At 66.5% G+C, this 22962-nt stretch carries 30 protein-coding genes; 16 read left to right on the top strand and 14 right to left on the bottom strand.

Translation table 11 applies throughout. The annotated features are described in order from the left end of the window. Window positions 1-79 precede the first annotated feature (79 nt). Complete coding sequence (locus tag CFK21_RS05145) at window positions 80-403, bottom strand: DUF4398 domain-containing protein (protein WP_231971565.1); 324 nt, start codon at window positions 401-403, stop codon at window positions 80-82. Between the two features lie 194 nt (window positions 404-597). Here CFK21_RS05145 and arsC point away from each other — a divergent pair, with 194 nt between their 5' ends. Genes arsC through CFK21_RS05130 form a run of 3 tightly spaced genes read left to right on the top strand, consistent with a single transcriptional unit; the run spans window position 598 to window position 1900 of the window. Further along, a complete protein-coding gene (arsC, locus tag CFK21_RS05140) occupies window positions 598-951 on the top strand; it encodes an arsenate reductase (glutaredoxin) (RefSeq protein WP_096365406.1) in 354 nt (117 codons plus the stop codon). Further along, complete coding sequence (gene wrbA, locus CFK21_RS05135; RefSeq protein WP_096365404.1) at window positions 951-1550, top strand: NAD(P)H:quinone oxidoreductase; 600 nt, start codon at window positions 951-953, stop codon at window positions 1548-1550. Before arsC ends, wrbA begins: the two co-directional genes overlap by 1 nt. A gap of 2 nt (window positions 1551-1552) precedes the next feature. Continuing rightward, window positions 1553-1900 (top strand): DUF2069 domain-containing protein, encoded by a 348-nt coding sequence (locus tag CFK21_RS05130; RefSeq protein ID WP_096365402.1) that lies wholly within the window; start codon window positions 1553-1555, stop codon window positions 1898-1900. A gap of 100 nt (window positions 1901-2000) precedes the next feature. Here CFK21_RS05130 and hda read toward each other — a convergent pair whose 3' ends face one another. From hda to CFK21_RS05110, 4 genes are read right to left on the bottom strand one after another with little or no spacing between them, the layout of a single operon-like run. Beyond that, on the bottom strand, window positions 2001-2711 hold the full coding sequence (gene hda, locus CFK21_RS05125; protein ID WP_197703001.1) for a DnaA regulatory inactivator Hda: 711 nt from the start codon (window positions 2709-2711) through the stop codon (window positions 2001-2003). Then, entirely contained in the window at window positions 2711-3766 is a 1056-nt protein-coding gene (locus CFK21_RS05120; protein ID WP_096365400.1) for an AI-2E family transporter, read from the bottom strand. Before CFK21_RS05120 ends, hda begins: the two co-directional genes overlap by 1 nt. Then, window positions 3763-4326: a CDP-alcohol phosphatidyltransferase family protein gene (locus CFK21_RS05115; RefSeq protein WP_096365398.1), complete on the bottom strand. Its 564-nt coding sequence runs from the start codon at window positions 4324-4326 to the stop codon at window positions 3763-3765. Before CFK21_RS05115 ends, CFK21_RS05120 begins: the two co-directional genes overlap by 4 nt. An 8-nt stretch (window positions 4327-4334) precedes the next feature. Continuing rightward, entirely contained in the window at window positions 4335-5387 is a 1053-nt protein-coding gene (locus CFK21_RS05110; protein ID WP_096365396.1) for a DUF2066 domain-containing protein, read from the bottom strand. Between the two features lie 117 nt (window positions 5388-5504). On the opposite strand from CFK21_RS05110, the gene purM reads away from it, so the two are divergent. The 3 genes from purM to CFK21_RS05095 all read left to right on the top strand — a co-directional run bounded on the left by purM (window position 5505) and on the right by CFK21_RS05095 (window position 8395). Next, complete coding sequence (gene purM / locus CFK21_RS05105; protein ID WP_197703000.1) at window positions 5505-6554, top strand: phosphoribosylformylglycinamidine cyclo-ligase; 1050 nt, start codon at window positions 5505-5507, stop codon at window positions 6552-6554. 15 nt (window positions 6555-6569) lie between these two features. After that, entirely contained in the window at window positions 6570-7226 is a 657-nt protein-coding gene (gene purN / locus CFK21_RS05100) for a phosphoribosylglycinamide formyltransferase (protein WP_096365394.1), read from the top strand. A 371-nt stretch (window positions 7227-7597) separates the two neighbouring features. Beyond that, window positions 7598-8395: a DUF3108 domain-containing protein gene (locus CFK21_RS05095; protein ID WP_096365392.1), complete on the top strand. Its 798-nt coding sequence runs from the start codon at window positions 7598-7600 to the stop codon at window positions 8393-8395. Between the two features lie 88 nt (window positions 8396-8483). On the opposite strand, the gene hisC is transcribed toward CFK21_RS05095, so the two are convergent. The 9 genes from hisC to CFK21_RS05050 all read right to left on the bottom strand — a co-directional run bounded on the left by hisC (window position 8484) and on the right by CFK21_RS05050 (window position 15824). Further along, window positions 8484-9575, bottom strand: coding sequence for a histidinol-phosphate transaminase (hisC, locus tag CFK21_RS05090; RefSeq protein ID WP_096365390.1), 1092 nt, complete (start codon window positions 9573-9575; stop codon window positions 8484-8486). Between the two features lie 11 nt (window positions 9576-9586). Beyond that, entirely contained in the window at window positions 9587-10888 is a 1302-nt protein-coding gene (hisD, locus tag CFK21_RS05085; protein WP_096365388.1) for a histidinol dehydrogenase, read from the bottom strand. A 196-nt stretch (window positions 10889-11084) separates the two neighbouring features. Beyond that, window positions 11085-11726 (bottom strand): ATP phosphoribosyltransferase, encoded by a 642-nt coding sequence (gene hisG / locus CFK21_RS05080; RefSeq protein WP_096365386.1) that lies wholly within the window; start codon window positions 11724-11726, stop codon window positions 11085-11087. 88 nt (window positions 11727-11814) lie between these two features. Next, window positions 11815-13074, bottom strand: a complete 1260-nt coding sequence (gene murA, locus CFK21_RS05075; protein WP_096365384.1) for a UDP-N-acetylglucosamine 1-carboxyvinyltransferase — start codon at window positions 13072-13074, stop codon at window positions 11815-11817. Between the two features lie 6 nt (window positions 13075-13080). Continuing rightward, window positions 13081-13326: a BolA family protein gene (locus CFK21_RS05070; protein WP_096365382.1), complete on the bottom strand. Its 246-nt coding sequence runs from the start codon at window positions 13324-13326 to the stop codon at window positions 13081-13083. Window positions 13327-13414: 88 nt separating this feature from the next. Next, the gene (locus tag CFK21_RS05065) at window positions 13415-13720 is read right to left on the bottom strand and encodes an STAS domain-containing protein (protein ID WP_197702999.1); all 306 of its coding nucleotides are present in this window, start codon (window positions 13718-13720) and stop codon (window positions 13415-13417) included. Beyond that, the gene (mlaD, locus tag CFK21_RS05060) at window positions 13717-14193 is read right to left on the bottom strand and encodes an outer membrane lipid asymmetry maintenance protein MlaD (protein ID WP_096365380.1); all 477 of its coding nucleotides are present in this window, start codon (window positions 14191-14193) and stop codon (window positions 13717-13719) included. The genes CFK21_RS05065 and mlaD overlap by 4 nt, the downstream gene beginning before the upstream one ends. Before the next feature lies 1 nt (window position 14194). Next, a complete protein-coding gene (gene mlaE, locus CFK21_RS05055; protein WP_096367497.1) occupies window positions 14195-14977 on the bottom strand; it encodes a lipid asymmetry maintenance ABC transporter permease subunit MlaE in 783 nt (260 codons plus the stop codon). A gap of 13 nt (window positions 14978-14990) precedes the next feature. Beyond that, complete coding sequence (locus CFK21_RS05050; RefSeq protein ID WP_197702998.1) at window positions 14991-15824, bottom strand: ABC transporter ATP-binding protein; 834 nt, start codon at window positions 15822-15824, stop codon at window positions 14991-14993. A gap of 163 nt (window positions 15825-15987) precedes the next feature. Here CFK21_RS05050 and CFK21_RS05045 point away from each other — a divergent pair, with 163 nt between their 5' ends. From CFK21_RS05045 to hpf, 10 genes are all read left to right on the top strand, one after another. Further along, complete coding sequence (locus CFK21_RS05045) at window positions 15988-16173, top strand: hypothetical protein (RefSeq protein ID WP_096365378.1); 186 nt, start codon at window positions 15988-15990, stop codon at window positions 16171-16173. 42 nt (window positions 16174-16215) lie between these two features. Then, the gene (locus CFK21_RS05040; protein ID WP_096367495.1) at window positions 16216-17202 is read left to right on the top strand and encodes a calcium/sodium antiporter; all 987 of its coding nucleotides are present in this window, start codon (window positions 16216-16218) and stop codon (window positions 17200-17202) included. Between the two features lie 12 nt (window positions 17203-17214). Further along, entirely contained in the window at window positions 17215-17409 is a 195-nt protein-coding gene (locus tag CFK21_RS05035; RefSeq protein ID WP_096365376.1) for a heavy-metal-associated domain-containing protein, read from the top strand. After that, window positions 17409-18380, top strand: coding sequence for a KpsF/GutQ family sugar-phosphate isomerase (locus CFK21_RS05030; protein ID WP_096365374.1), 972 nt, complete (start codon window positions 17409-17411; stop codon window positions 18378-18380). The genes CFK21_RS05035 and CFK21_RS05030 overlap by 1 nt, the downstream gene beginning before the upstream one ends. A gap of 219 nt (window positions 18381-18599) precedes the next feature. After that, on the top strand, window positions 18600-19121 hold the full coding sequence (gene kdsC / locus CFK21_RS05025) for a 3-deoxy-manno-octulosonate-8-phosphatase KdsC (protein WP_096365372.1): 522 nt from the start codon (window positions 18600-18602) through the stop codon (window positions 19119-19121). Then, window positions 19118-19696 (top strand): LPS export ABC transporter periplasmic protein LptC, encoded by a 579-nt coding sequence (gene lptC, locus CFK21_RS05020; protein WP_096365370.1) that lies wholly within the window; start codon window positions 19118-19120, stop codon window positions 19694-19696. The genes kdsC and lptC overlap by 4 nt, the downstream gene beginning before the upstream one ends. A gap of 64 nt (window positions 19697-19760) precedes the next feature. Continuing rightward, complete coding sequence (lptA, locus tag CFK21_RS05015) at window positions 19761-20216, top strand: lipopolysaccharide transport periplasmic protein LptA (protein WP_157745370.1); 456 nt, start codon at window positions 19761-19763, stop codon at window positions 20214-20216. A 5-nt stretch (window positions 20217-20221) separates the two neighbouring features. Next, window positions 20222-20947: an LPS export ABC transporter ATP-binding protein gene (gene lptB / locus CFK21_RS05010; protein ID WP_096365366.1), complete on the top strand. Its 726-nt coding sequence runs from the start codon at window positions 20222-20224 to the stop codon at window positions 20945-20947. 94 nt (window positions 20948-21041) lie between these two features. Then, a complete protein-coding gene (locus tag CFK21_RS05005; protein ID WP_096365364.1) occupies window positions 21042-22562 on the top strand; it encodes an RNA polymerase factor sigma-54 in 1521 nt (506 codons plus the stop codon). 38 nt (window positions 22563-22600) lie between these two features. After that, complete coding sequence (hpf, locus tag CFK21_RS05000; protein ID WP_096365362.1) at window positions 22601-22930, top strand: ribosome hibernation promoting factor; 330 nt, start codon at window positions 22601-22603, stop codon at window positions 22928-22930. Window positions 22931-22962 lie beyond the last annotated feature (32 nt).

Below are 22962 nucleotides of genomic sequence, written 5' to 3'. Positions count from 1 at the left end.
ATCTAGCCCAAACGGCCGGCGGATTCCATGCACTGACGCAGAAGTCCGTTCCCTGTCGAGACGGATGAGACAACCGGTTTTATTCCCGCGATTGCCGCTCGATCCGTTCCAGCGCCAGTTCCCGCGCTTCCCGGGCAGCGGCCCTGGCCAGTTCGGCCTGCACCCGCGCCCGCTCATAGTCGTGCGCCGACAATGCCTGTTCGGCCCGGCCCAGATAGGCCCGGGCATTGGCCAGGGTATCGCCGGCATATTCCACCGCCCCGGCTTCCTCGGCCGCCAGCAGCGCCTGGCGGGCATCGCTCATTTCCTGGACCGGCGCCGTGGCGCAACCGGTCAGCAGCAACAGCAGCAGTGCCGGCAAGGCATGGACGCAGCGCCCGGACAGATACCGGAGTTTCAGCACGAATTCATCCATCGACCTGGGTCGCCCGGGCGTCGGTGTTGCGGGGACGACATCATTGAACTGCCTGTTTTCAGGGCCTGTTTGCGCTGCAAGCTACACCGGGCACCGGGAAGCGTCAAGCCGACCGGCAGTGGCTTTGTCAGGTTCATGGGCTGTAGAATCGGCAGCCGGCACGCAATCCTGGACACAGCATCATGGCCAAGCAGACAGTGATTTATCACAATCCCCGCTGCAGCAAATCACGCCAGACCCTGCAGTTGCTGGAGGAACGAGGCATGCAGCCGGAAGTGGTGGAATATCTCAAGACACCGCCCGATCGCGCCGAATTGAAACGCATCCTGAAGCTGCTCGGCAGATCACCGCGCGAACTCATGCGCACACAGGAGGCCGAGTACAAGACCAGCGGTGCGGACAATCCCGATCTGGACGACAATGCGCTGATCGACATCATGCTCGAGCATCCGAAGCTGATCGAGCGCCCGATCGTGGTCACCGGCACCGGCGCCGCCATCGGTCGGCCGCCCGAGAGCGTGCTGGAGATCCTCTGATGATCGAAATACTCGTGCTGTACTACAGCCGCCATGGCGCCACTGCCGCCATGGCCCGGCAGATCGTGCGCGGCATCGAACAGGTACCGGGTGTACAGGCGCGCCTGCGCACGGTACCGGCCGTATCCACAGTGTGCGAGGCCCGCGAGGACAGTATTCCGGCCGAGGGCCCGCCCTATGCCAGCCATGACGACCTGCGTGAATGCGCGGCGCTGGCGCTGGGCAGCCCGACCCGCTTCGGCAACATGGCCGCGCCGCTGAAATACTTTCTCGACAGCACCAGCAGCCTGTGGCTGGAAGGCCGGCTGATCGGCAAGCCGGCCGCGGTATTCACCTCCACCTCCAGTCTGCATGGTGGCCAGGAGACCACCCTGCTGTCCATGATGCTGCCGCTGCTGCATCACGGCATGCTGGTGCTCGGCCTGCCCTACAGCGAGAGCGAACTGCTGAATACCCGCACCGGCGGCACGCCCTACGGGCCCAGCCACCTGGCCGGCGCGGACAGCGATCTGCCGCTGAGTGAATCCGAAACCGCCCTGTGCCGGGCCCTGGGCAGGCGGCTGGCGGAAACCACCCGGCGGCTGCAGACCGGCGCCTGAGCATGACGCCCGCCCTGTGGCACCGGCTGCTGCTGGCCGGGCACCTCGGCACCCTGGCCGTACTGGTGGCCTGGTACGGCTGGCTGTCGCCCTCGCCGCAGCTGCCGACCGCGCTGGTGCTGCTGGTGCTGGGGGTGCCGCTGTTGCTGCCCCTGCGTGGCCTGCTGCACGGCCGCCGCTATACCGCGGCCTGGAGCCTGTTCCTGGCCATCGCCTATTGCGCCCACGCCCTGGTCGAACTCTACAGCAGCCCCGATGACCGGCTGTATGCCGGGATCGAACTGGTGACCACCCTGACCTGGTTCGTGGCCGGGATCGGATATATAAGAGCCACCAGGGACGAGCTATAACGCAGGTCGGGTCAGCCTGTAAGGCGTAACCCGACCTGCGTACTTCACCGCTGCGAATCGGGCAATGATGGGTTACGCTGCGCTGCACCCATCCTACACCTCACGTCTCACGCCCCAGCACCTGCTTGATGAACGGAATGGTCAGGCGCCGCTGAGCCTGCAATGACACTGTATCCAGCCGCTCCAGCAGTGCGCACAGGCTGGCGAGATCGCGCGGATAACGTTTGATCAGGTAGCCGGCGACCTCCTCCGGCAGTTCCAGGCCGCGCTGGCGGGCGCGCAGCTGCAGGACCTGCACGCGGTCGGCATCGGCCAGTGGCCGCAGGCCGAACACCAGCCCCCACTGCAGGCGCGAGACCAGGTCGGGCAGGACGAAGCCACACTGGTCCGGACGGGCGCACGCGGCCAGCAGCAGGCGGCCGCCCTGCTGCTGCACCCGGTTATAGAGGGTGAACAGGGCCTCCTCCCAGTCCTGCTGCGCGGCCACGCGGTCAATGTCGTCCAGCGCCAGCAGATCCACGTCTTCCAGCCCTTCGGCCAGCAGCTGCGGCGACGGCAGTCCCGGCCCGGCCAGCGACAGGTAGAAGGCCTGTCCGCCCGCCTCGTTGACCCGCTGGGCGGCGGCCATCAGCAGATGCGACCTGCCCTCGCCCGCCCGGCCCCAGAGAAAGAAGCTGCCGGCGGCCGCCTGCTCGACGAAGGCCTGCAGCTGCTGCACCGGCTCGGTGTTGGGTCCGGGATGAAAATTCGCAAAGCGGGCGCGGTCCGGCAGCCGCAGCTGCAGGGCGAGTTGCTTCAGGGTGGTGGCCATCAGGCTTCCCGGTACAGGTCGCTGTCCAGGTAGTGCGCGCGCAGTTCGCGCACCCCCACCATGATGACCGCGGCGACCGGCAGGGCCAGCAGCACCCCGACGAAACCGAACAGGGCCCCGCCGGCCATCACGGCGAAGATCACCGCCACCGGGTGCAGACCGATGCGATCCCCCACCAGATAGGGCGTGAGCAGGAAGGATTCCAGCAGCTGGCCGACGCCGAACACGGCCAGCACCCCGATCAGCGGCAGCAGTTCCTGGAACTGTACCAGGGCCGCCCCGCCGGCCAGCAGCACGCCCACGATCACACCCAGGTAGGGGACGAAGCTGACCAGCCCGGCGATCATGCCGAACAGCAGCGCCAGATCCAGCCCGACCCAGTACAGACCGATGGCATAGACCGTACCCAGCGCCAGCATCACCAGCAGCTGGCCGCGCAGGAAGGCCGAGAGGGTGCTGTCCGCCTCCCGCGCCAGATGGGCGATGCGCGGCTCCAGGGGACGGGGCAGCAGCTCATGAATGCCGGCGACCAGTCGGTTCCAGTCCCGCAGCAGGTAGAAGGTCACGACCGGGATCAGCACCAGGTTGGCCAGTACCCCGAAGATCACCAGGCCGGAACTGGACAACGCCTTGAACAGCCCGGCGGCGAGTCCGCCCGCCTGCTGCCAGTGCGCGGCCAGCGCCTCGCGCAGGCGCTGGATATCCAGCCCGCCGCCAGGCTCGCTGTCGACCAGCCCGGCCACCAGCGGCAGCAGATGGCGCTGGCCCCAGTCCAGATAGCCCGGCAGGCGCTGGACAAAGGCCCGGATCTGGGATTCCAGCACCGGGACCAGGATCAGAATGGCCAGGATCAGCGCCCCGAACAGCAGCACGAACACCAGGCTGACGGCCAGGGGGCGCGAGAGCCGCCCCGCCAGGCGGTTGACCAGCGGATTGCCCAGATAGGCCAGCAGCGCCGCGCTCAGGAAGGGCGTGAGCACCGGGCCGAGCAGGTAGATCAGCCCCGCCCCGAGCAGTGCCAGTGCCAGCAGCAGCCAGACGCGTTCGTGCCTCATGGGAAGCGCCCCGTGCCGTGTTTGCTGTTCCAGGCGCGCCAGCCCCAGATCCAGATATAGTCCGCCCCGCTGAGCACGGTGGTCGCCAGCACCGTGTAGACCAGATAGCCCAGCCAAGCCGCCGGCACCAGGCCGATCTGACCGCCCAGCGCGATCAGCACCAGCAGGATCTGGGCCAGGGTGTTGATCTTGCTGATCACCGAAGGCTCGGCCTCGAGCGCGGCAATGCGCACGTGATAGACCGCCGCCCCGGCGAGAATGATCAGGTCCCGCGCCACCACCACGGCGACCAGCCATACCGGGATCACGCCCAGCCCGCCCAGGGTGATATAGCAGGACACCAGCAGCAGCTTGTCGGCCAGTGGATCGAGCAGCCCGCCGAGACGCGTGGTCCAGCCATAGCGCTTGGCCAGGAAGCCGTCCAGCCCATCGGAGAACCCGGCCAGCAGAAACAGCAGCAGCGCCGGCCCGAACTGCCCGCGCAGCAGCAGCAGCACGATGGGCGGCACCAGCAGGAACCGGAACACCGTGATCAGATTGGGAATCAGGCTGAGCCGCATCGCTTGCCTCAGGGCGCAGTCAGCCGGTAGGCGGGTTCCGGGGCAGCGGGGTCGCGCGTCAGTACCCGGCCGATATCCAGCAGCCGTTCCAGCGTCTGGCGGTCACCGTCCAGGGCCAGCAGCAGATCGATCGCATCGCCATCCACCGCCAGCACCTCCACATCGCGCACCGGCGTGAGTTGGGCCAGGTAGTCCAGGGTGCGGGCATAATCCTCGAGCGTGGCCACGCCGCGGATGCGGATGCGTTCGACCTGCTCGGCCGTGCCCAGTGCCCGCACGGCCAGGCGCAGGGCCAGGCGGTCGGCGGCCAGATGCAGTCCCTGGGCCAGGGCCGCTGCGGCCGTGTCACCGACACTGTCCCAGTCCAGCCGGTCCCGGCCCATGTGCAGGGTCCAGCGCCCGCGCCAGCCGCCGGCGCCGGCCTGCAGCCGGCCCTGCAATACCAGTTGGGAGCGGTAGCGCTGCGAGGCGGCGAGCACGGTCTCCTCGAAACCGCCCCAGACGTCGGCGTAACCGACCCGGGCCTGATCCTCCAGATCCAGCAGCGGGAACAGCAGCGTCAGGCCGCGCTCGCGCGCCACGCCCATGGCCGCCGCATACAGCGGATGGTCGCTGTCGGCGCCGATCAGACGGCGCTGATCACCGCCCACGGCCAGCCACAGCAACAGCGGCGGCCGCTCCCGCCCCCAGACCGGCAGGCCGTTGGCCCGCAGTACCCGTTCCACGGCGGTACCGTCGAAATGCACATTCAGTTCCAGTGCGGCGTCCGCTGCCGGTGCCGCGTCCAGATAACGGAACTGCTGAACATACTGTTCCGGCTGCGCCAGCAGCGGCTCGATCCCGACCAGGCGGGCGGCATCGCGCTCACCGGTCACCCGGACCAGCAGCTGCTGCATGGCCTGGCGCAGCGCCTCGGCCCGGGCCGGCGAGGAACGATCCGCCACCGGGACCTGGACCGCGTACATGCGCTCGGCGGCGCCGGCCGCGCCGGCCAGCAGGAAGGCGATCAGGCCCAGCGCCAGCAGCCGGCGGCAGCCACACATCAGACGGTATCCGCTCATGGTGTTGTATCTATCGTCTCGTATTGCGGTGCGATTGCGCGGTACAATAGCACAAATGCATTCGCCGCCCGCCCCCCCCCGGCAGGCCGCGCATACCCGTACTTGGAGATCGCCGCAGTGAGTTCCCGTTCCCCCGAAGGCCCGCTCAGCTACAAGGACGCGGGCGTGGACATCGACGCCGGCAACGCCCTGGTCGAACGCATCAAGCCCGCCGTCAGGGCCACCCACCGCGAGGGCGTGCTCGGCGGGCTCGGCGGTTTCGGCGGCCTGTTCGAACTGCCCTGGGACAGGTACCGCAACCCGGTGCTGGTCTCCGGCACCGACGGCGTAGGCACCAAGCTCAAGCTGGCCATCCAGACCAACCGGCATGACGGCATCGGCATCGACCTGGTGGCCATGTGCGTCAATGACATCGTGGTCACCGGGGCCGAGCCGCTGTTCTTTCTCGACTATTACGCCACCGGCCATCTGGATGTCGATACCGGCGCAACCGTGGTGGCGGGCATCGCCGAGGGCTGCCGCCAGGCCGGGGCGGCCCTGATCGGCGGCGAAACCGCCGAGATGCCCGGCATGTACACTGAGGGCGACTATGATCTGGCCGGCTTTGCGGTCGGTATCGTGGAGAAGGATCGCATCATCACCGGCGAGACCGTCCAGCCGGGCGACGCGCTGCTGGCACTGGGGGCCAGCGGCCCGCACTCCAACGGCTATTCGCTCATCCGCCGCATCCTCGAACGCACCGGCGCCGACCTGACGCAGCCGCTGGGTGCCGGCACCCTGGGCGAGGCCCTGCTTGCTCCGACCCGCATCTATGTCAAATCCCTTCTGGCCCTGCTGGAACAGGTGCAGGTGAAGGCCCTGGCGCACATCACCGGCGGCGGCCTGCCGGAGAATCTGCCGCGGGTGCTGCCGGCCGGCTGCCGGGCCGTGCTGGATGCCGGCAGCTGGGACTGGCCAGAGGTATTCCACTGGCTGCAGGACGGCGGCAACGTGGCCGAGGCCGAGATGTACCGCACCTTCAATTGCGGTGTAGGCATGGTGCTCGTCGTCCCCGCTGACCAGGTCGACACCGCATTGACGCTGCTGGCCGGGACGGGCGAACAGGCCTGGCGCCTGGGCGGGATCGTCGCCGGCGAGGGCGCGGCCGCGGTCGAATTCAGCCGCTGAGCCGGTCGTATCCCCATGCCTGTCCGGACCGACAAGCTGCCTGTGGTCATTCTGATTTCCGGCCGTGGCAGCAACCTGCAGGCCATCCTCGACCAGGCCGCCGGCGGCACCCTGCCGATCGAAATCCGCGCTGTGATCAGCAATGTCCCCGGCGCCTATGGTCTGGAGCGCGCCCGCCAGGCCGGGATCGAAACGCAGGTGCTGTCCCACAAGGGCTTCGCCGACCGCGAAGCCTATGACCGCGCCCTGATCGAGTTGATCGACGGCTATGCCCCCGGACTGGTGGTGCTGGCCGGCTTCATGCGCATCCTGACCCCGGCCTTCGTCCGCCATTACGCCCGGCGGCTGCTCAACATCCACCCCTCCCTGCTGCCGCGCCACCGCGGGCTGAACACCCATGCCCGGGCGCTGGAGGAAGGCGATGCGGAACACGGCGCCAGCGTGCACCTGGTCACCGAGGAACTCGACGGCGGACCGGTGCTGATCCAGGCGCGGGTGCCGGTGCATCCCGGCGACGATCCCGACACCCTCGCTGCCCGGGTACTGGAACAGGAGCATCGCCTCTACCCCGAGGCCATCCGCTGGTTCGCCGCAGGCAGGATCGACTTCGACGACGAACAGGTGCACCTGGACGGCCGGCCGCTGACCGAACCGGTGCAGCTGCAGCCATAGGCATATCGGCCAGAACCAAAGAGCGCCACGGAATACACGGAAAGCACGGACTAAAAAAATGCCGGGAACGCAGGTCGGGTTACGCTGCGTCAACCCGACCTGCAAATCTGAATCGGGTTTCAGCCATCCCGTCATTCCCACGGAGGCGGGAATCCGGAACGGGGCGGGCAGAAAGGCGCTGGATCCCCGCCTTCGCGGGGATGACGTCCCAACAGGTGGTCCGGCATCAATGTCGGATTACACCCTGCGGGCTGATCCGACCTGCGGTTTATCCACATCGAATCATCATTTTTCCGTGCTTTCCGTGGCGCTCTTGAGCCCGCCCCGAGCGCAACCTGACAAAACCCGACGGGCCGCATACACTCAGGCGAATGAAGCCGCGTCCACGTCACAGCCTTTCCCGTGCCTGCCTGCCGCTGTGGTTGTGGCTTGCGCTGCTGCTCCCGCCGACCGCGACCGCGGATGAACTGCCCTACCCCGCCTTCACCGCCCTGTATCGGCTCTATGTCAACGGCATCGCCATCGGCCACCAGGAAATCACGCTGGTGGCAGACCCCGACAGCGGCTATCGCTACAGCGCCAAGACCGATTCCATCGGGATCGCGGCCTTTCTGCGCGACGATTCGCTGCGCGAACTGAGTCGCTTCAGCTATGATCGGGGAGGCATCCGGCCGCGGGAATACGAATACCATCATCATCGCCGCGACCACGAACGGCATGTCCGCATCAGCTTCGACTGGGAAGCGAATCAGGTGGTCAATGAGGTGCAGGGGGAAGGCTGGCGGATGGAGGTGCCCGACGGCGCCCTGGACAAGTTGGTGGTACAGCTTGCGCTGCTGCTGGATCTGCAGCGGGGCAAGCGGGAACTGGAGTATGCCATCGCCGACGGCGGCCATCTGAAGACCTTCCGCTACCAGCTGCGCAGGCAGGAAGGGCTGCACACGCCGGCGGGCAGATTCCATACGCTGAAACTGGAACGATTGCGCGCAGACCAGGACCGTACCACCTACCTGTGGGTCGCGCCCGAACTGGATTACCTGCCGGTGCAGATCAAACAGATCGACCAGGAGGATGGGACGGAATATCTGAGTCGGCTGCTGACGCGGGATCTGTTGCCGGATGAACAGGAATCAGGGGTCAGGGGGCAGGATAAGGCTAAAGAGCCCTAGTCAGGTCTGTGTACACTGGATCCCCGCCTTCGCGGGGATGACGGAGCCGAAGCAAGTACCATACATTCCGGATTCCTGATCCCTGACCCTACAGATCCAGAATCTCCTGCATCGCCGCGATGAAGGCGGCGTTCTCCTCCGGCGTGCCCACCGTCACCCGCAGGCAGTCGCTGAGCATGCCGCCGGCGTGACTGAGGTTCTTGATCAGGATGTTGCGCTCGCGCAGACCGGCGAAGATGGCGTCGGCCTCGCCGGCGGCGGTGCGGAACAGGATGAAGTTGGCCTCCGAGGGATAGATCGTCAGGCTGGGCATGGCGGCCAGGGCGTCATGCAGCTGTGCGCGGTCGGCGCGGATCTGCCCGGTCTGCTCGTCCAGTACCTGGCGGTGATCGAGGGCGAATTCGGCACTGGCCTGGGTCAGGACATTGATGTTGTAGGGCAGTCGGGTCTTGTCGATCTCGCCCAGCCATTCGGCGCGTCCGGCCAGCAGCCCCAGACGCAGACCGGCCAGCCCCATCTTGGAGACGGTACGCATCACCAGCAGGTTGTCATAATCGGCCAGCGCGGCCATGAAGCTGTCGCTGGCGAAGGCGGCGTAGGCCTCGTCCAGCACCACCAGCCCCGGGGCGGCCTGGATGATACGGTGGATATCCCCGGCGGCGAACAGGTTGCCGGTGGGATTGTTGGGATAGGCCAGGAACACCAGCGCCGGCTGCTGCGCCTCGATTGCGCTCAACATGGCCGGGGTATCGAGTGAGAAATCCGCCTGCAGCGGCACGCCGGCGAAACGCAGGCCCGCCACCTCGGCGATCATGCGGTACATCACGAAGGTCGGCTCCGGCGCCATGACGACCCGGTCGGGGCCGGCAACGGCCAGCGCCAGCATCTGGATCAGTTCATCGGAGCCGTTGCCCAGCAGCAGGTCCATGCCCGCAGGCACCTCCATCTCGGCCAGCAGGCGCTGTCTGAGGCTGGCGGCGGCCGGATCGGGGTAGCGGTTGAGACTGACGTGGCGCAGCCGTTCCAGCCAGGCACCGATCATCTCCGGCGGCCAGGGATAGGGGTTTTCCATCGCGTCCAGTTTGATGCAGTTGCCCGGATCCGGCACGTGATAGGCGGACAGCGCCCGGATCCCGGGGCGGATGAGCCGCTCAACCTGTTGTGAAAGCTCCTCGCTCATACGCCGGTCCGCTACTTCTTCACCCGGTACGCGGCCGAGCGGGCATGGGCGCTCAGTCCCTCGCCGGCGGCCAGTTCGGCCGCGGTCTGCCCCAGCGCCGAGGCCCCCTCGGCCGAACAGTAGATGATGCTGGAGCGCTTCTGGAAGTCGTACACCCCCAGCGGCGAGGAAAAGCGCGCCGTGCGCGAGGTCGGCAGCACATGGTTGGGCCCGGCGCAGTAGTCGCCCAGGGCCTCGGCTGTGTAACGGCCCATGAAGATGGCCCCGGCATGGTGGATGTTCTCCGCCAGCGCCTGCGGATCCGCCACCGACAACTCCAGATGCTCGGGGGCGATGTAATCGGCCACTCGTGCGGCTTCGTCCAGGTCCCGGACCTGGATCAATGCCCCGCGGCTGCCCAGCGAGGTGCGGATGATGTCGGCGCGGCCCATCTCCGGCAGCAGTTTCGCGATACTCTCGCGCACCCGTTCCAGAAAGTCCGCGTCCGGGCTGATGAGGATGGCCTGCGCGTCCTCGTCATGCTCGGCCTGGGAGAACAGATCCATGGCGATCCAGTCGGGATCGGTCTGGCCGTCGCAGATGACCAGGATCTCGGAGGGGCCGGCGATCATGTCGATGCCGACCGCGCCGAACACCATGCCCTTGGCGGTGGCGACATAGATATTGCCCGGGCCGACGATCTTGTCCACCTGCGGCACCGTCTCGGTCCCGAAGGCCAGCGCAGCCACGGCCTGGGCGCCGCCCAGGGTGAACACCCGGTCCACCCCGGCGATGGCGGCGGCGGCCAGCACCAGGTCGTTGCGCTCGCCGGCCGGTGTCGGCACCACCATGATCAGTTCGCGCACGCCGGCGACCTTGGCCGGAATCGCATTCATCAGCACCGAGGAGGGATAGGCCGCCTTGCCGCCGGGCACATACAACCCGACCCGGTCCATGGGCGTGACCTTCTGGCCCAGCACGGTGCCGTCGGCCTCGGTATAGGACCAGGATTCCAGCTTCTGATGTTCGGCATAGGCGCGGATGCGCCCGGCCGCCGTCTCCAGCGCGGCGCGGCGCTCGGCGGGGATGCGCTCGAGCGCGGCCTGCAGCGCGTCGGAGGGCAGTTCCAGTTCGGCCATGCCCGCGGCCTGCATGCGGTCGAAGCGGTTGGTGTACTCGACCAGGGCGGCATCACCGCGCTGACGCACATCCCGCAGGATCCCGCGCACGGTGGTGTTGACCGCGTCGTCGGACACGCCTTCCCAGGCCAGCAGGGCATCGAGCTGCGGCCAGAAGTCGGCGTCCTGCGTGGAAAGCTGCTTGATCTCGACCATAGCGGTTGACTCGAAAGTTAGGGAACCTCTGATTAATTACAAAATACCCGTCATTGCGAGCAAAGCGTGGCAATCTCGTAATGCAGAATCAACCGGTTGGAGATTGCCACGTCGCTGCGCGCCATAGAACCCCTTCGGGCTTCATCATGGCTACCCTACCCTTCGGGTCAGGGCATCGCAATGACGGGAATGACCCTCAGCTGTTGCGTTGTTCCACGGCCTCGCGCATCAGTCCGATGAAGTCGTTGACGGCGGCGTGCTTCATCTTCATCGCCGCCTTGTTCACCACCAGGCGGGAACTGATGTCGGCGATATGCTCCAGCGGGACCAGTCCGTTGGCCTTGAGGGTATTGCCGGTATCGACCAGGTCCACGATCAGGTCCGACAGCCCGACCAGCGGCGCCAGTTCCATGGAGCCGTAGAGCTTGATCACCTCCACCTGCCGGCCCTTGCTGGCATAGTGGTTGCGCGCGCTCTGCACGTACTTGGTGGCGATGCGCAGGCGGCCGGTGGTCTGGTCGCCGCCCGGCCGGCCCGCCACCATGAGCCGGCAGCGGGCGATCCTCAGATCCAGCGGCTCGTACAGCCCCTGGCCGCCGTGTTCGAGCAGGATGTCCTTGCCGGCAATACCCAGGTCCGCGGCGCCGTACTGGACGTAGGTCGGCACGTCGATGGTGCGGATGATGACGATCTTGACCTCGGGCCGGGTGGTATCGAGGATCAGCTTGCGGCTGGTCTCCGGATCGTCGATCAGTTCGATGCCGGCATGCGCCAGCAGCGGCAGCGAATCCTTGAAGATGCGGCCCTTGGAGACGGCGATGGTCAGTGGTTCGGTCATTGCGTCAGACTCTGTTTCACTATATGGATCGGGCTGATTCCGGGTGAGGAGTGAGGAGGAAACCCATTCTTACACACTCCTCACTCCCTCACCCCGGCACCCGCCGGATGCGCCCACCCAGCTGGGTCAGCTTCTCCTCGATGCATTCGTAGCCGCGGTCGATATGATAGATCCGATCCACCAGGGTATCGCCCTCGGCCACCAGACCGGCCAGCACCAGACTGGCCGAGGCGCGCAGATCGGTCGCCATCACCGGCGCCCCGGTCAGCCGCTCCACGCCGCGGGTGATGGCGGTGTTGCCCTCCACGCGCACGTCCGCGCCCATGCGCTGCAGTTCCTGGATGTGCATAAAGCGGTTCTCGAATACCGTCTCGGTCACGGTCCCGGTACCCTCGGCGATGGCATTGAGCGCAGTGAACTGGGCCTGCATATCGGTCGGGAAGGCCGGATAGGGCGCGGTGCGCACATTCACCGCCTGCGGCCGCCGGCCTTCCATGTCCAGTTCGATCCAGTCCTCGCCCAGGGTGAGCCTGGCCCCGGCCTCGCGCAGCACCTGCAGCACCGCGTCCAGCACCTCCGGGCGGGTGTCCTTGAGCTTGACGCGGCCCCGGGTGATGGCGCCGGCAACCAGGTAGGTGCCGGTCTCGATGCGGTCCGGCAGCACCCGGTAGTCACTGCCGTGGAGGCTATCCACGCCCTGAATGTGGAGGGTGTCGGTCCCGGCGCCCTCGATCTGCGCGCCCATGCTGATCAGGCACTCGGCCAGGTCGATGACCTCCGGCTCCCGCGCGGCGTTCTCGATCAGGGTCTCGCCGCGGGCCAGCGCCGCGGCCATCATCAGGTTCTCGGTCCCGGTCACCGTGACCATATCCATTACCAGCCGGTTGCCGTGCAGCCGCTCGGCCCGGGCGCGGATATAGCCGGCCTCGACATCGATCTCCGCCCCCATCGCCCGCAGCCCCTTGATATGCAGGTCCACTGGCCGCGAGCCGATGGCACAGCCGCCGGGCAGCGAGACATCGGCGCGGCCGTAGCGGGCCAGCAACGGACCCAGTACCAGGATGGAGGCGCGCATGGTCTTGACCAGGTCGTAGGGCGCCTCGAACGAATGAATGGTGCCGGGATCGGTCTCGATGACCATGCGCTCGTCCACCACCAGACGCATCCCCAGCCGGCCGAGCAGTTCCATGGTGGTGGTGACATCCTGCAGATGCGGGACGTTGCTCAGCCGCATCGGACCGTCGGCCAGCAGGGTGGCCGCCAGGATCGGCAGCACCGCGTTCTTGGCGCCGGAGATGCGGATCTCGCCGTCCAGGCGGCCGTCACCGGTGATGATCAGTTTATCCACGGAGTTTTACTGCGCTGACTGCTTCTCGGCCCACTGCTCGGGGGTGTAGGTCTTCAGCGCCAGGGCATGGATCGCGCCCTGGAAGCCGTCGCCCAGGGTTTTGTAGACGGCCTGGTGCTGCTTGACCATGTTCAGGTCGGCGAAACCGGGGCTGATCACGGTCGCCTCGAAGTGGTCACCGTCACCGGTGACAATAACCTCGGCATCCGGCAGGCCCTTTTCGATCAATTGTTTGACTTCCTCGGCTTGCATGACGTTGGCTCCGCTTTGCTGGTACAAGGCGGGCCATGATAACGGCTTTTGAAGGTGAAGGTAATGGCACCGGGGATCCCCGGCCGGTTCAGTCCCGCGCCAGCGGCAGGATCTCGTCCAGGCTGCTGACCCGGGCGATGTCCAGCATCTGGGCCGGCATGTTGAGCAGGCGCAGTGCCTTGTCCAGCCGCCTGGCCTCGCGCATCCACTCGATGAGCAGGGCCAGGCCGGCGCTGTCGGCCCGCTCCACCCCGCTCAGATCCACATCCAGTGTGCCGGCCGAGGCGAACAGCGGCGCGGCCTGTTGCTGCAGCGCCGGCACGGAGTAAAAGCTCAGATCGCCCTCCACCCGCAGCCGGGCGTCGCCCTCGGGACGGATGCGCGCCTGACTCACTTCTCAGCGCCTCCGCTGGCCTGGCTGTAGAGGAACTGGCCGATGATCTGCTCCAGCACCAGCGCCGACTGGGTCAGGCGGATCTCGTCACCGTCCTCCAGCACCTCCATCGCCCCGCCGGGCTCGAGCGCCACGTACTGCTCGCCCAGCAGGCCGGCGGTGAAGATCTGGGCCGAGGTATCGTCGGGGAACTCGGCGTAGTTCTCATCGATGGCCAGCTGGACCACCGCCTCGAAGCTGGTGGTGTCGTACTCGATGCCGGTGACCCGGCCCACCCGCACCCCGGCCACCGAGACCGGCGCGCGCACCTTCAGTCCGCCGACATTGTCGAACCGGGCCTCCAGGGTATAGGTGCCGTTGCCCTGGCCCAGGGTACTGAGGTTGCTGACCTGCATGGCCAGCATGAACAGGGCCGCCAGGCCCAGGGCCACGAACAGGCCGACCCAGATTTCCAGCACACGTGTACGATCCATATCAGACTTCCCCGAACATCAATGCCGTGAGAACAAAATCCAGCCCCAGCACCGCCAGCGCCGAGTGCACCACCGTGCGGGTGGTGGCCCGGCTCACCCCCTCCGAGGTGGGTACCGTATCATAGCCTTCGAACACCGCGATCCAGGTCACCACGAAGCCGAACACGATGCTCTTGATGACGCCGTTGTAGATATCCTTCTCCAACTCCACGGCCGACTGCATCTGCGACCAGAAGGCGCCTTCATCCACCCCCAGCAGGTTCACCCCGACCAGATAGCCGCCGTAGACGCCCACCGCGCTGAAGATGGCGGCCAGCAGCGGCATGGAGATGAAGCCGGCCAGGAAGCGCGGCGCGATCACGCGCTTGACCGGATCCACCGCCATCATCTCCATGCCGGAGAGCTGCTCGGTGGCCTTCATCAGGCCGATCTCGGCGGTGAGCGCCGAACCGGCGCGGCCGGCGAACAGCAGCGCCGTGACCACCGGCCCCAGTTCGCGCACCAGCGACAGGGCCACCATCACCCCGAGCGATTCCTCGGCGCCGTAATCCACCAGGGTACGGTAGCCCTGCAGTCCCAGCACCATGCCCACGAACAGCCCCGAGACCAGGATGATCAGCAGCGACAGCACGCCGACGGAGTAGATCTGCTGGACCAGCAGCCGCAGCCGCGGCAGCAGGCTGGGCAATCCGGCCAGTACATGCAGCAGGAACAGGTTGCCGCGGCCGAGCCGGCCGAAGAAGTCCAGCCAGACGCGGCCCAGCCGCTGCAGGGCATCGAGCAGTCGCGTGAACACCTCAGCCGGCCTCGTCCAGCAGATCGTCGAGGTAGTCGCGCCCCGGATAATGAAAGGGCACCGGCCCGTCGGGCAGGCCGCGCATGAACTGGTTCACCCAGGGCGAGTCGGAGCGGTTGAGCGCCTCCGGCGGGCCGTGCTCGACCACCTTGCCGTCGGAGACGACATAGATGTAATCGGCGATCGAGGCGGTCTCCTGCACGTCATGGGAGACGATGATCGAGGTCAGACCGAGGGCATCGTTGAGCAGCCGGATCAGCTGCACCAGTGCGCCCATGGAAATGGGATCCTGGCCGGTGAAGGGTTCGTCGTACATGATCATCATCGGATCCAGCGCAATGGCGCGGGCCAGGGCCACGCGCCGGGCCATGCCGCCGGAGAGTTCGTTGGGCATCAGCTCGCGGGCACCGCGCAGGCCCACGGCCTGCAGCTTCATCAGCACCAGGTCGCGGATCAGCCGCTCATCCAGCGCGGTATGCTCACGCAGCGGGAAGGCGACATTGTCGTACACCGACATGTCGGTGAGCAGGGCCCCGCTCTGGAACAGCATGCCCATACGCTTGCGCAGCTCATACAGTGCGGTGTGCCCCAGCTTCGGGACTTCCCGGCCGTCGACCCGGATGCTGCCGGCATGGGGCTTGAGCTGGCCGCCGATCAGCCGCAGCAGGGTGGTCTTGCCGGTCCCGCTGGGTCCCATGATGGCGGTGACCCTGCCGCGCGGAATATCGAGATCGATACCGTCGAAGATCCAGCGTCGTCCGCGCGCAAACCGCAGACCGCGGACCTCGACCAGGCTGGCGGCGGTTGTCTGCTGTTGTTCTTGTGTTTCGCTCACGGGTTGTGGCAGCCCTGTTGATGTCGTCAAGTCAGACGCAATTGCGGATTGTACCAGCAGAAATTCGCTGGCGAATCTACCACGCCGGCCGCTCGCTGTCGCCTCCGCTGCCCCGAGCACTGCGCTTCAGGTATGATTGACCGCCATTACGCGGGATGGTTGCATGTCCAACATCGTACAGTTCAAGCGCCCGAAGGCCGCCGAGAAACACAAGGGCAATACCCTGTGCCGACGCGGCTTTCACAAGTGGGAGCCGGTCAAGGGGACGCCCTTCGACGTCGACAGCGGGCGGCTGGTCACGCGTTATCGCTGCGTGCGCTGCGGCGCCACCCGGACCGAAGCCCGCTGAACCGGGACAATCCGCAGACTCAATGAGGTTGCGTAGACAATGATGTGGCAGTTCCTCCTGGCCGTGATCGGCGGCTTCGCGCTGCTGGTCTGGGGCGCCGATCGCTTCGTGGTCGGCGCCGCCGCCACCGCTCGCAACCTGGGCGTGGCGCCGCTGATCATCGGCCTGACCATCGTCGGCATGGGCACCTCGGCCCCGGAGATGCTGGTCTCGGCCATGGCCGCCTGGGACGGCAATCCCGGCCTGGGCATGGGCAACGCCATCGGCTCCAACATCGCCAACGTCGGCCTGATCCTCGGGCTGACCGCCCTGATCGTGCCGCTGCAGGTCTCCTCCATCACCCTGCGGCGCGAGTTTCCGGTGCTGCTGGGCATCATGCTGGTGGCCTTTATCCTGGTCGCCGACGGCGACCTCAACCGTCTCGACGGCGGCCTGTTACTGCTGGGCATGGGCCTGATGCTGGTGTGGCTGGTCTGGCTCGGCCTCAACAGCCGCGGCGACGGCGTCGATCCACTGCTGGCCGAATACACCGAGGAGATTCCGGTCGGCATGGCCATGCCGGCGGCGCTGGGCTGGCTGGCCCTGGGTCTGGTGGTGCTGCTGGTCAGTTCCCGGGTGCTGATCTGGGGGGCGGTCGGCATCGCCGAGGCGATGGGGGTGTCGGACCTGATCATCGGCCTGACCCTGGTCGCGCTTGGCACCAGCCTGCCGGAGTTGGCGGCCTCCATCATGAGCGCGCTCAAGGGCGAGCACGACATCGCCCTGGGCAATGTCATCGGCTCCAACATGTTCAACCTGCTCGGCGTACTGGGCCTGCCGGGCCTGATCCACCCCAGCGCGGTGGAGCCCGAGATGCTCAGCCGAGACTTTTCCGTCATGGCCGGCCTGACCGTCCTGCTGCTGTTTTTCGCCTACAGCTACCGGCGCCGGGCGCGGCATGTGAACCGTATCGAGGGCGGCGTGCTGCTGCTGGTCTATCTCGGCTACATCGGCCTGTTATACTGGAGCCTCGCGCCTCAGCAGATATAAGGCATCGAAATCATGGAAATCGAATTCAGCGTCAGCAACGTCAAGTGCAACGGCTGCGTGAAGACCATCGAGGATGGCCTGCGCAATGAGCCCGGGGTCGAGTCGGTCCAGGCCGGCCTGGACGGCAGCGTGAAGGTCAGCGGCAGCGATCTCGACCGCGCCGCCCTGGCCGCCCGGCTGGCCGAGCTCGGCTATCCGGAAGCCTGATGGACGCGGCGAAACTGAAGGCCCTGGGGCTGGCCGTCATCGAGACCGAGACGGCCGCGCTCGACGCCCTGCGCGCACGCATCGACGAGCACTTCGTCGCCGCCTGCCGGTTGATGCTGGAGTGCCACGGCCGCGTGGTGGTGCTGGGCATGGGCAAGTCCGGGCACATCGGCGGCAAGATCGCCGCCACGCTCGCCAGCACCGGCACCCCGGCCTTCTTCGTCCACCCCGGCGAGGCCAGCCACGGCGACCTGGGCATGATCACGCCCCGGGACGTGGTGCTGGCCATCTCCAACTCGGGCGAGACCCAGGAACTGCTCACCCTCCTGCCCATCATCAAGCGCCTGGAGGTGCCGCTGATCGCCCTGACCGGCAATCCCGCCTCCACCCTGGCGCGCGCGGCCAACACCCACGTCGACGTGGGTGTGGATCGCGAGGCCTGTCCGCTGGGGCTGGCGCCGACCTCCAGCACCACCGCAACGCTCGCCATGGGCGACGCGCTGGCCATCGCCATGCTGGAGGTGCGCGGCTTCACCGCCGAGGACTTCGCCCTGTCGCACCCCGGCGGCAGCCTGGGCCGGCGCCTGCTGCTGCGCATCGACGACATCATGCATACCGGCGAGACCATCCCGCAGGTGCGCAGTCACGCCCCCATCACCGAGACCCTGCACGAAATGACCCGCAAGGGGCTGGGCATGACCGCGGTGCTGGACGACCAGGACCGGGTCATCGGCATCTTCACCGACGGCGACCTGCGCCGGGCGGTGGACCACAACGTGGACCTGCACAACACCGACGTGGCCTCGCTGATGACGCCCGACTGCATCACCGTCCGCCCCGGCCTGCTCGCGGCCGAGGCGCTGGCCATCATGGACAGCCGCAAGATCAACGCCCTGCTGGTGGTCGACGAGGAACAGCGCCTGGTCGGCGCCCTGGGCATGCACGACCTGCTGCGGGCGGGGGTGGTATAGCCGGACGCAGCGCCCCTGGCGTTGGGCCCTTTTATCAATTCCGCGTCATTTCGATGTCCATACCCGCAGGATGGGGTACCCATGGTGAAGCCCGAATGGATCCTGCGGGAGCAGTAACGAAGCAATCTCACAAGGCTTCCTGAGCATTACGAGATTGCCGCGCCGCTTACGCGGCTCGCAATGACGACGATTTCATTAACGGATCAGAAGACCGACATCATGCAGGACATCATCGCCAAAGCCGCCAACATCAAACTGGTCATCTTCGACGTCGACGGCGTACTCACCGACGGCTCGCTGTTCTACGGCGACGACGGCCAGGAGTACAAGGCCTTCAACTCCCGCGACGGCCACGGCATCAAGATGCTGAAGAAACACGACGTCGAGATCGGCATCATCACCGGGCGCACCTCGCAGGTGGTCGAGCACCGGGTGCGCAACCTGGGCATCACCCATGTCTACCAGGGCCAGCTGGACAAGCTGCCGGCCTTCGAGGAGTTGAGCCAGCACCTCGGGATAACGCCGGAACAATGCGCCTATGTCGGCGACGACGTGGTGGACCTGCCCATCATGACCCGGGTGGGCCTGGCCATCGCGGTGCAGGACGCCCATCCCTTCGTCAAGAAGCACGCCCACTGGATCACCCCCAGCGGCGGCGGACGCGGCGCGGCGCGCGATGTGTGCGAACTGCTGATGGAGGCGCGCGGCGTGCTCGACCGGGAACTGGAAAGCTATCTTTGATCCGTCAGCGACACTGGCCGGTCATGCTCCTGCTGGCGCTGCTCGCCGCCTTGAGCGGGTGGGTCTATCGCCAGGCCACCCAGCCTGTCTCCCCGGAGACGGCGCCGACAGTCCGCCACCCGGATGCCTACGCCACACGCGCGCGCCTGTCGGGTTATACCCCCGACGGGCGGCTGGAGTATCGGTTGTGGGCCGAGCGCATGGAGCACTTTCCCGGTGACGACAGCACCGAACTGCAGCGGCCCTATGCCGAGTTGTACCGCATCGACGCTCCACCCTGGCGCATCAGCGCCCATCACGGCTGGGTCGCCAGCCAGGGCGAGGAGATCCGCCTGCGCGGCGAGGTCGAGATACAGCGCGACGGCTCGCCGGCCAACCGGCCGGTGACGGCCTGGTCCGACAGCCTCGACCTGTGGCCGGGGCGCGACTACGCCGCCACCGATGATAAGATCACCTATATCAGCGACGACCTGCGGGTCGAGGCCGTGGGCATGCGTGCCCGGCTCGACACCGGGGAACTGGAACTGCTCTCCGGCGTCCGGGGCGTACACACCCCGGCCCGGACCACCCGATAGGATGACGACCATGTTCAGCCGGCTGTACCGCCTTACCCTGTCCCTGCTCGTGCTTGGATGCGCGATGAACACGCCCGTCCAGGCACTGTCCAGCGACCGCGATCAACCCATGCACATCGAAGCCGACCATGCCGACATCAACGACCAGACCGGCGTGCATGTCTACACCGGCAACGTGGTGGTCACCCAGGGCAGCATGCGGTTGACCGCCGACCACCTGACCCTGCAGATCGAGGCTGGCGAGATCGTCGAGGGCGTCGCCCTGGGCGAGCCCGCCACCTACAAGCAACGCCCGGACAACAAGGATGAGGACGTCTTCGCGGAGTCCCTGCGCATGGAATACTACGCCGGGGACGAGCGCATCGTGCTGATCGAACAGGCCGAAATCACCCAGGCCGGCGACGTCTTCCGCAGCCAACGCATCGTCTACGACGTGGCCCGCGACGTCGTCAATGCCGGCGAAGGCAAGGGCGACCGGGTACGCATCATCCTGCAGCCGCGCAACTCAGGGGAAGAGTAGACCGCATGCCGCGCCTGATCGCCACCGACCTGGTCAAACGCTTCAAGTCCCGTACCGTCGTCGACCGGGTCTCGGTCGAGGTCGCCAGCGGCGAGGTGGTCGGCCTGCTCGGGCCCAACGGCGCCGGCAAGACCACCTGCTTCTACATGATCGTCGGCCTGATTCCCTGTGACGGCGGGCGGATCGAACTCGACGGCCAGGACCTGACCGCGGCCCCCATGCATGTGCGCGCCCGCCACGGCGTGGGCTATCTGCCGCAGGAAGCCTCCGTGTTCCGCAAGCTCAGCGTGCGCGAGAACCTGCTCGCGATCCTGGAGACGCGCAAGGGGCTGGACCGTGCCGGCCGCGAGGAGCGCCTGCAGGCCCTGCTCGCCGAACTGCATATCAGCCACCTGGCCGAACAACCCGGCATCAGCCTGTCCGGCGGCGAACGGCGGCGGGTGGAGATTGCCCGGGCGCTGGCCGCCGAGCCACGCTTCATCCTGCTGGACGAACCCTTCGCCGGGGTCGACCCCATCTCGGTCGGCGATATCCAGCAGATCGTCAAACACCTGTGCGACCGCGACATCGGGGTGCTGATCACCGACCACAACGTGCGCGAGACTTTAGGAATCTGCGATCGGGCCTATATTCTCAATGAAGGCGCCGAGATTGCGGCCGGCAGCCCGACCGAGGTGCTGGCCAACGCACAGGTAAGAACTTGTTATCTTGGCGAAAATTTCAGGCTCTAGCCAATCCCGGCCGATCAGTGGCACAATTAATGCTTGTTAGGGTAGACTCCGCCATTCCGCCAATGCCGCCACGCGAGTCCCGACACACAACTATATGAAACAGTCGATACAGCTTCGTCTTGGCCAGCATCTCACCATGACACCCCAGCTGCAGCAGGCCATACGCCTGCTGCAGCTGTCGACCCTGGAACTGCAGATGGAAATCCAGCAGGCGCTGGACTCCAATCTGATGCTCGAGGCCGTCGACGGCACCGAGCCGGAGACCCAGACCGACACCGAGGACAGCCGCAGCGAGGCCGAAGCCGAAACCGCCGCCGAAACCGCCACGGAGGCAGCCGAAACCAGCGCCGAAACCGAGTACAGCCAGGCCGATTCCGACCTGGGCACCACCGCCACCGACATCCCCGAAGACCTGCCGGTGGACACCGGCTGGGACGACATCTACGACTCCGGCGCGACCAGCTACAGCGCCCCGGCCGGCGACGATGACCGCGACTACCTGGAAACCCACAACAGCGGCAGCGAGAGCCTGCAGGAGCACCTCACCTGGCAGATGGAGATGTCGCCTTTCACCGACACCGACCAGGCCATCGCCACCGCCATCATCGACTCCATCAATGACGACGGCTACCTCGGCATGCCGCTGGAAGACATCCACCAGGGCCTGCTGGAAAGCCATCCGGAACTCGAGCTCGACGAGGTCGAGGCGGTACTGCACCGCATCCAGCACTTCGACCCCATCGGGGTCGGCGCCCGCTCGCCCGGCGAATGCCTGGAGATCCAACTCAAGCAACTCGATCCCGACACGCCCTGGCGCGATACCGCATTGAAACTGATCCAGCAGCACCTGGATCTGCTGGGCGGGCGCGACTACCAGCAACTGATGCGCCGCCTCAAGCTCAGCCAGGAGCAGCTGCAGCAGGTCATCGGCCTGATCCAGACACTCAACCCGCGGCCGGGCTCGGCCATCTCCACCGCCACCGCCGAGTACGTCATCCCCGATGTCTTCGTCCACAAGGACAAGAAGGGGCAGTGGCGGGTGGAACTCAACCCGGACGCCGTACCCAAGCTGCGCATCAATTCCCAGTACGCCGGGATGGTGAAACGGGCCGACAACAGCGCCGACAACAATTACCTGCGCAACCACCTGCAGGAGGCCCGCTGGTTCATCAAGAGCCTGCAGAGCCGCAACGAGACCCTGCTGAAGGTGGGCCGTTGCATTGTCGAGCGGCAGCGCGCATTCTTCGATTATGGAGAAGAGGCGATGAAGCCGCTGGTGCTGCGCGACGTGGCCGAGGCGGTGGAGATGCACGAGTCGACCATCTCGCGGGTGACCACCCAGAAGTACATGCATACCCCGCGCGGTATCTACGAGTTCAAGTATTTCTTCTCCAGCCATGTCGGCACCGCCGACGGCGGCGAATGTTCCGCCACCGCCATACGGGCCATGATCAAGAAGCTGGTCGCGGGGGAAAACCCCGCCAAACCCCTGAGCGACAGCAAGATCGCCGATCTGCTGTCCGAGGAAGGTATCAACGTCGCGCGGCGCACGATCGCCAAATACCGCGAGGCGATGGCCATTCCGCCATCCAACGAGCGCAAGCGCCTCGCCTGAACCCATATACACATCATCCGCACTTAAGGAGTGGCACCATGCAAATCATCCTCACCGGTCACCACGTTGACATCACCGACGCCCTGCGCGACTACGTCAACAGCAAAATGGAGCGCCTGGAACGGCACTTCGACAGCGTGACCGATGTCCATGTCGTACTGAGCGTGGAGAAGCTGCGCCAGAACGCCGAAGCCACCATCAACGTCAACGGCGGCAAGATCTTCGCCGACAGTACCGACGAGGATATGTATGCGGCCATCGATGCCCTGGTCGACAAGCTCGACCGGCAGGTGGTCAAGCACAAGGAAAAGCTCAAGGATCATCACCGCGCCGAAGGCAACAACGTCAAGACATCCACCGCGGAATGAACCCGGCGCCGGGCGTCAGCGCCCGGCAGGAG

The sequence above is a fragment of the Thiohalobacter thiocyanaticus genome (assembly GCF_002356355.1).
GTDB classification, from domain to species: Bacteria; Pseudomonadota; Gammaproteobacteria; order Thiohalobacterales; family Thiohalobacteraceae; genus Thiohalobacter; species Thiohalobacter thiocyanaticus_A.
The sequence above is the reverse complement of the archived record's forward strand: the minus strand, read 5'-3'. Positions and strand labels throughout refer to the sequence as shown.

Excerpts from the sequence above, each read along its gene's own strand:
- hisD (WP_096365388.1), bottom strand. The coding sequence starts at position 10,888 with ATGGTCGAGATCAAGCAGCTTTCCACGCAGGACGCCGACTTCTGGCCG.
- CFK21_RS05040 (WP_096367495.1), top strand. The coding sequence starts at position 16,216 with ATGTGGCAGTTCCTCCTGGCCGTGATCGGCGGCTTCGCGCTGCTGGTC.
- kdsC (WP_096365372.1), top strand. The coding sequence starts at position 18,600 with ATGCAGGACATCATCGCCAAAGCCGCCAACATCAAACTGGTCATCTTC.
- CFK21_RS05070 (WP_096365382.1), bottom strand. The coding sequence starts at position 13,326 with ATGCAAGCCGAGGAAGTCAAACAATTGATCGAAAAGGGCCTGCCGGAT.
- wrbA (WP_096365404.1), top strand. The coding sequence starts at position 951 with ATGATCGAAATACTCGTGCTGTACTACAGCCGCCATGGCGCCACTGCC.
- CFK21_RS05130 (WP_096365402.1), top strand. The coding sequence starts at position 1,553 with ATGACGCCCGCCCTGTGGCACCGGCTGCTGCTGGCCGGGCACCTCGGC.
- CFK21_RS05035 (WP_096365376.1), top strand. The coding sequence starts at position 17,215 with ATGGAAATCGAATTCAGCGTCAGCAACGTCAAGTGCAACGGCTGCGTG.
- CFK21_RS05120 (WP_096365400.1), bottom strand. The coding sequence starts at position 3,766 with ATGAGGCACGAACGCGTCTGGCTGCTGCTGGCACTGGCACTGCTCGGG.
- lptA (WP_157745370.1), top strand. The coding sequence starts at position 19,761 with ATGAACACGCCCGTCCAGGCACTGTCCAGCGACCGCGATCAACCCATG.
- CFK21_RS05030 (WP_096365374.1), top strand. The coding sequence starts at position 17,409 with ATGGACGCGGCGAAACTGAAGGCCCTGGGGCTGGCCGTCATCGAGACC.
- CFK21_RS05110 (WP_096365396.1), bottom strand. The coding sequence starts at position 5,387 with ATGAGCGGATACCGTCTGATGTGTGGCTGCCGCCGGCTGCTGGCGCTG.
- hisC (WP_096365390.1), bottom strand. The coding sequence starts at position 9,575 with ATGAGCGAGGAGCTTTCACAACAGGTTGAGCGGCTCATCCGCCCCGGG.
- CFK21_RS05005 (WP_096365364.1), top strand. The coding sequence starts at position 21,042 with ATGAAACAGTCGATACAGCTTCGTCTTGGCCAGCATCTCACCATGACA.
- hda (WP_197703001.1), bottom strand. The coding sequence starts at position 2,711 with ATGGCCACCACCCTGAAGCAACTCGCCCTGCAGCTGCGGCTGCCGGAC.
- CFK21_RS05045 (WP_096365378.1), top strand. The coding sequence starts at position 15,988 with ATGTCCAACATCGTACAGTTCAAGCGCCCGAAGGCCGCCGAGAAACAC.
- lptB (WP_096365366.1), top strand. The coding sequence starts at position 20,222 with ATGCCGCGCCTGATCGCCACCGACCTGGTCAAACGCTTCAAGTCCCGT.
- CFK21_RS05095 (WP_096365392.1), top strand. The coding sequence starts at position 7,598 with ATGAAGCCGCGTCCACGTCACAGCCTTTCCCGTGCCTGCCTGCCGCTG.
- hisG (WP_096365386.1), bottom strand. The coding sequence starts at position 11,726 with ATGACCGAACCACTGACCATCGCCGTCTCCAAGGGCCGCATCTTCAAG.
- mlaD (WP_096365380.1), bottom strand. The coding sequence starts at position 14,193 with ATGGATCGTACACGTGTGCTGGAAATCTGGGTCGGCCTGTTCGTGGCC.
- hpf (WP_096365362.1), top strand. The coding sequence starts at position 22,601 with ATGCAAATCATCCTCACCGGTCACCACGTTGACATCACCGACGCCCTG.
- arsC (WP_096365406.1), top strand. The coding sequence starts at position 598 with ATGGCCAAGCAGACAGTGATTTATCACAATCCCCGCTGCAGCAAATCA.
- CFK21_RS05115 (WP_096365398.1), bottom strand. The coding sequence starts at position 4,326 with ATGCGGCTCAGCCTGATTCCCAATCTGATCACGGTGTTCCGGTTCCTG.
- purN (WP_096365394.1), top strand. The coding sequence starts at position 6,570 with ATGCCTGTCCGGACCGACAAGCTGCCTGTGGTCATTCTGATTTCCGGC.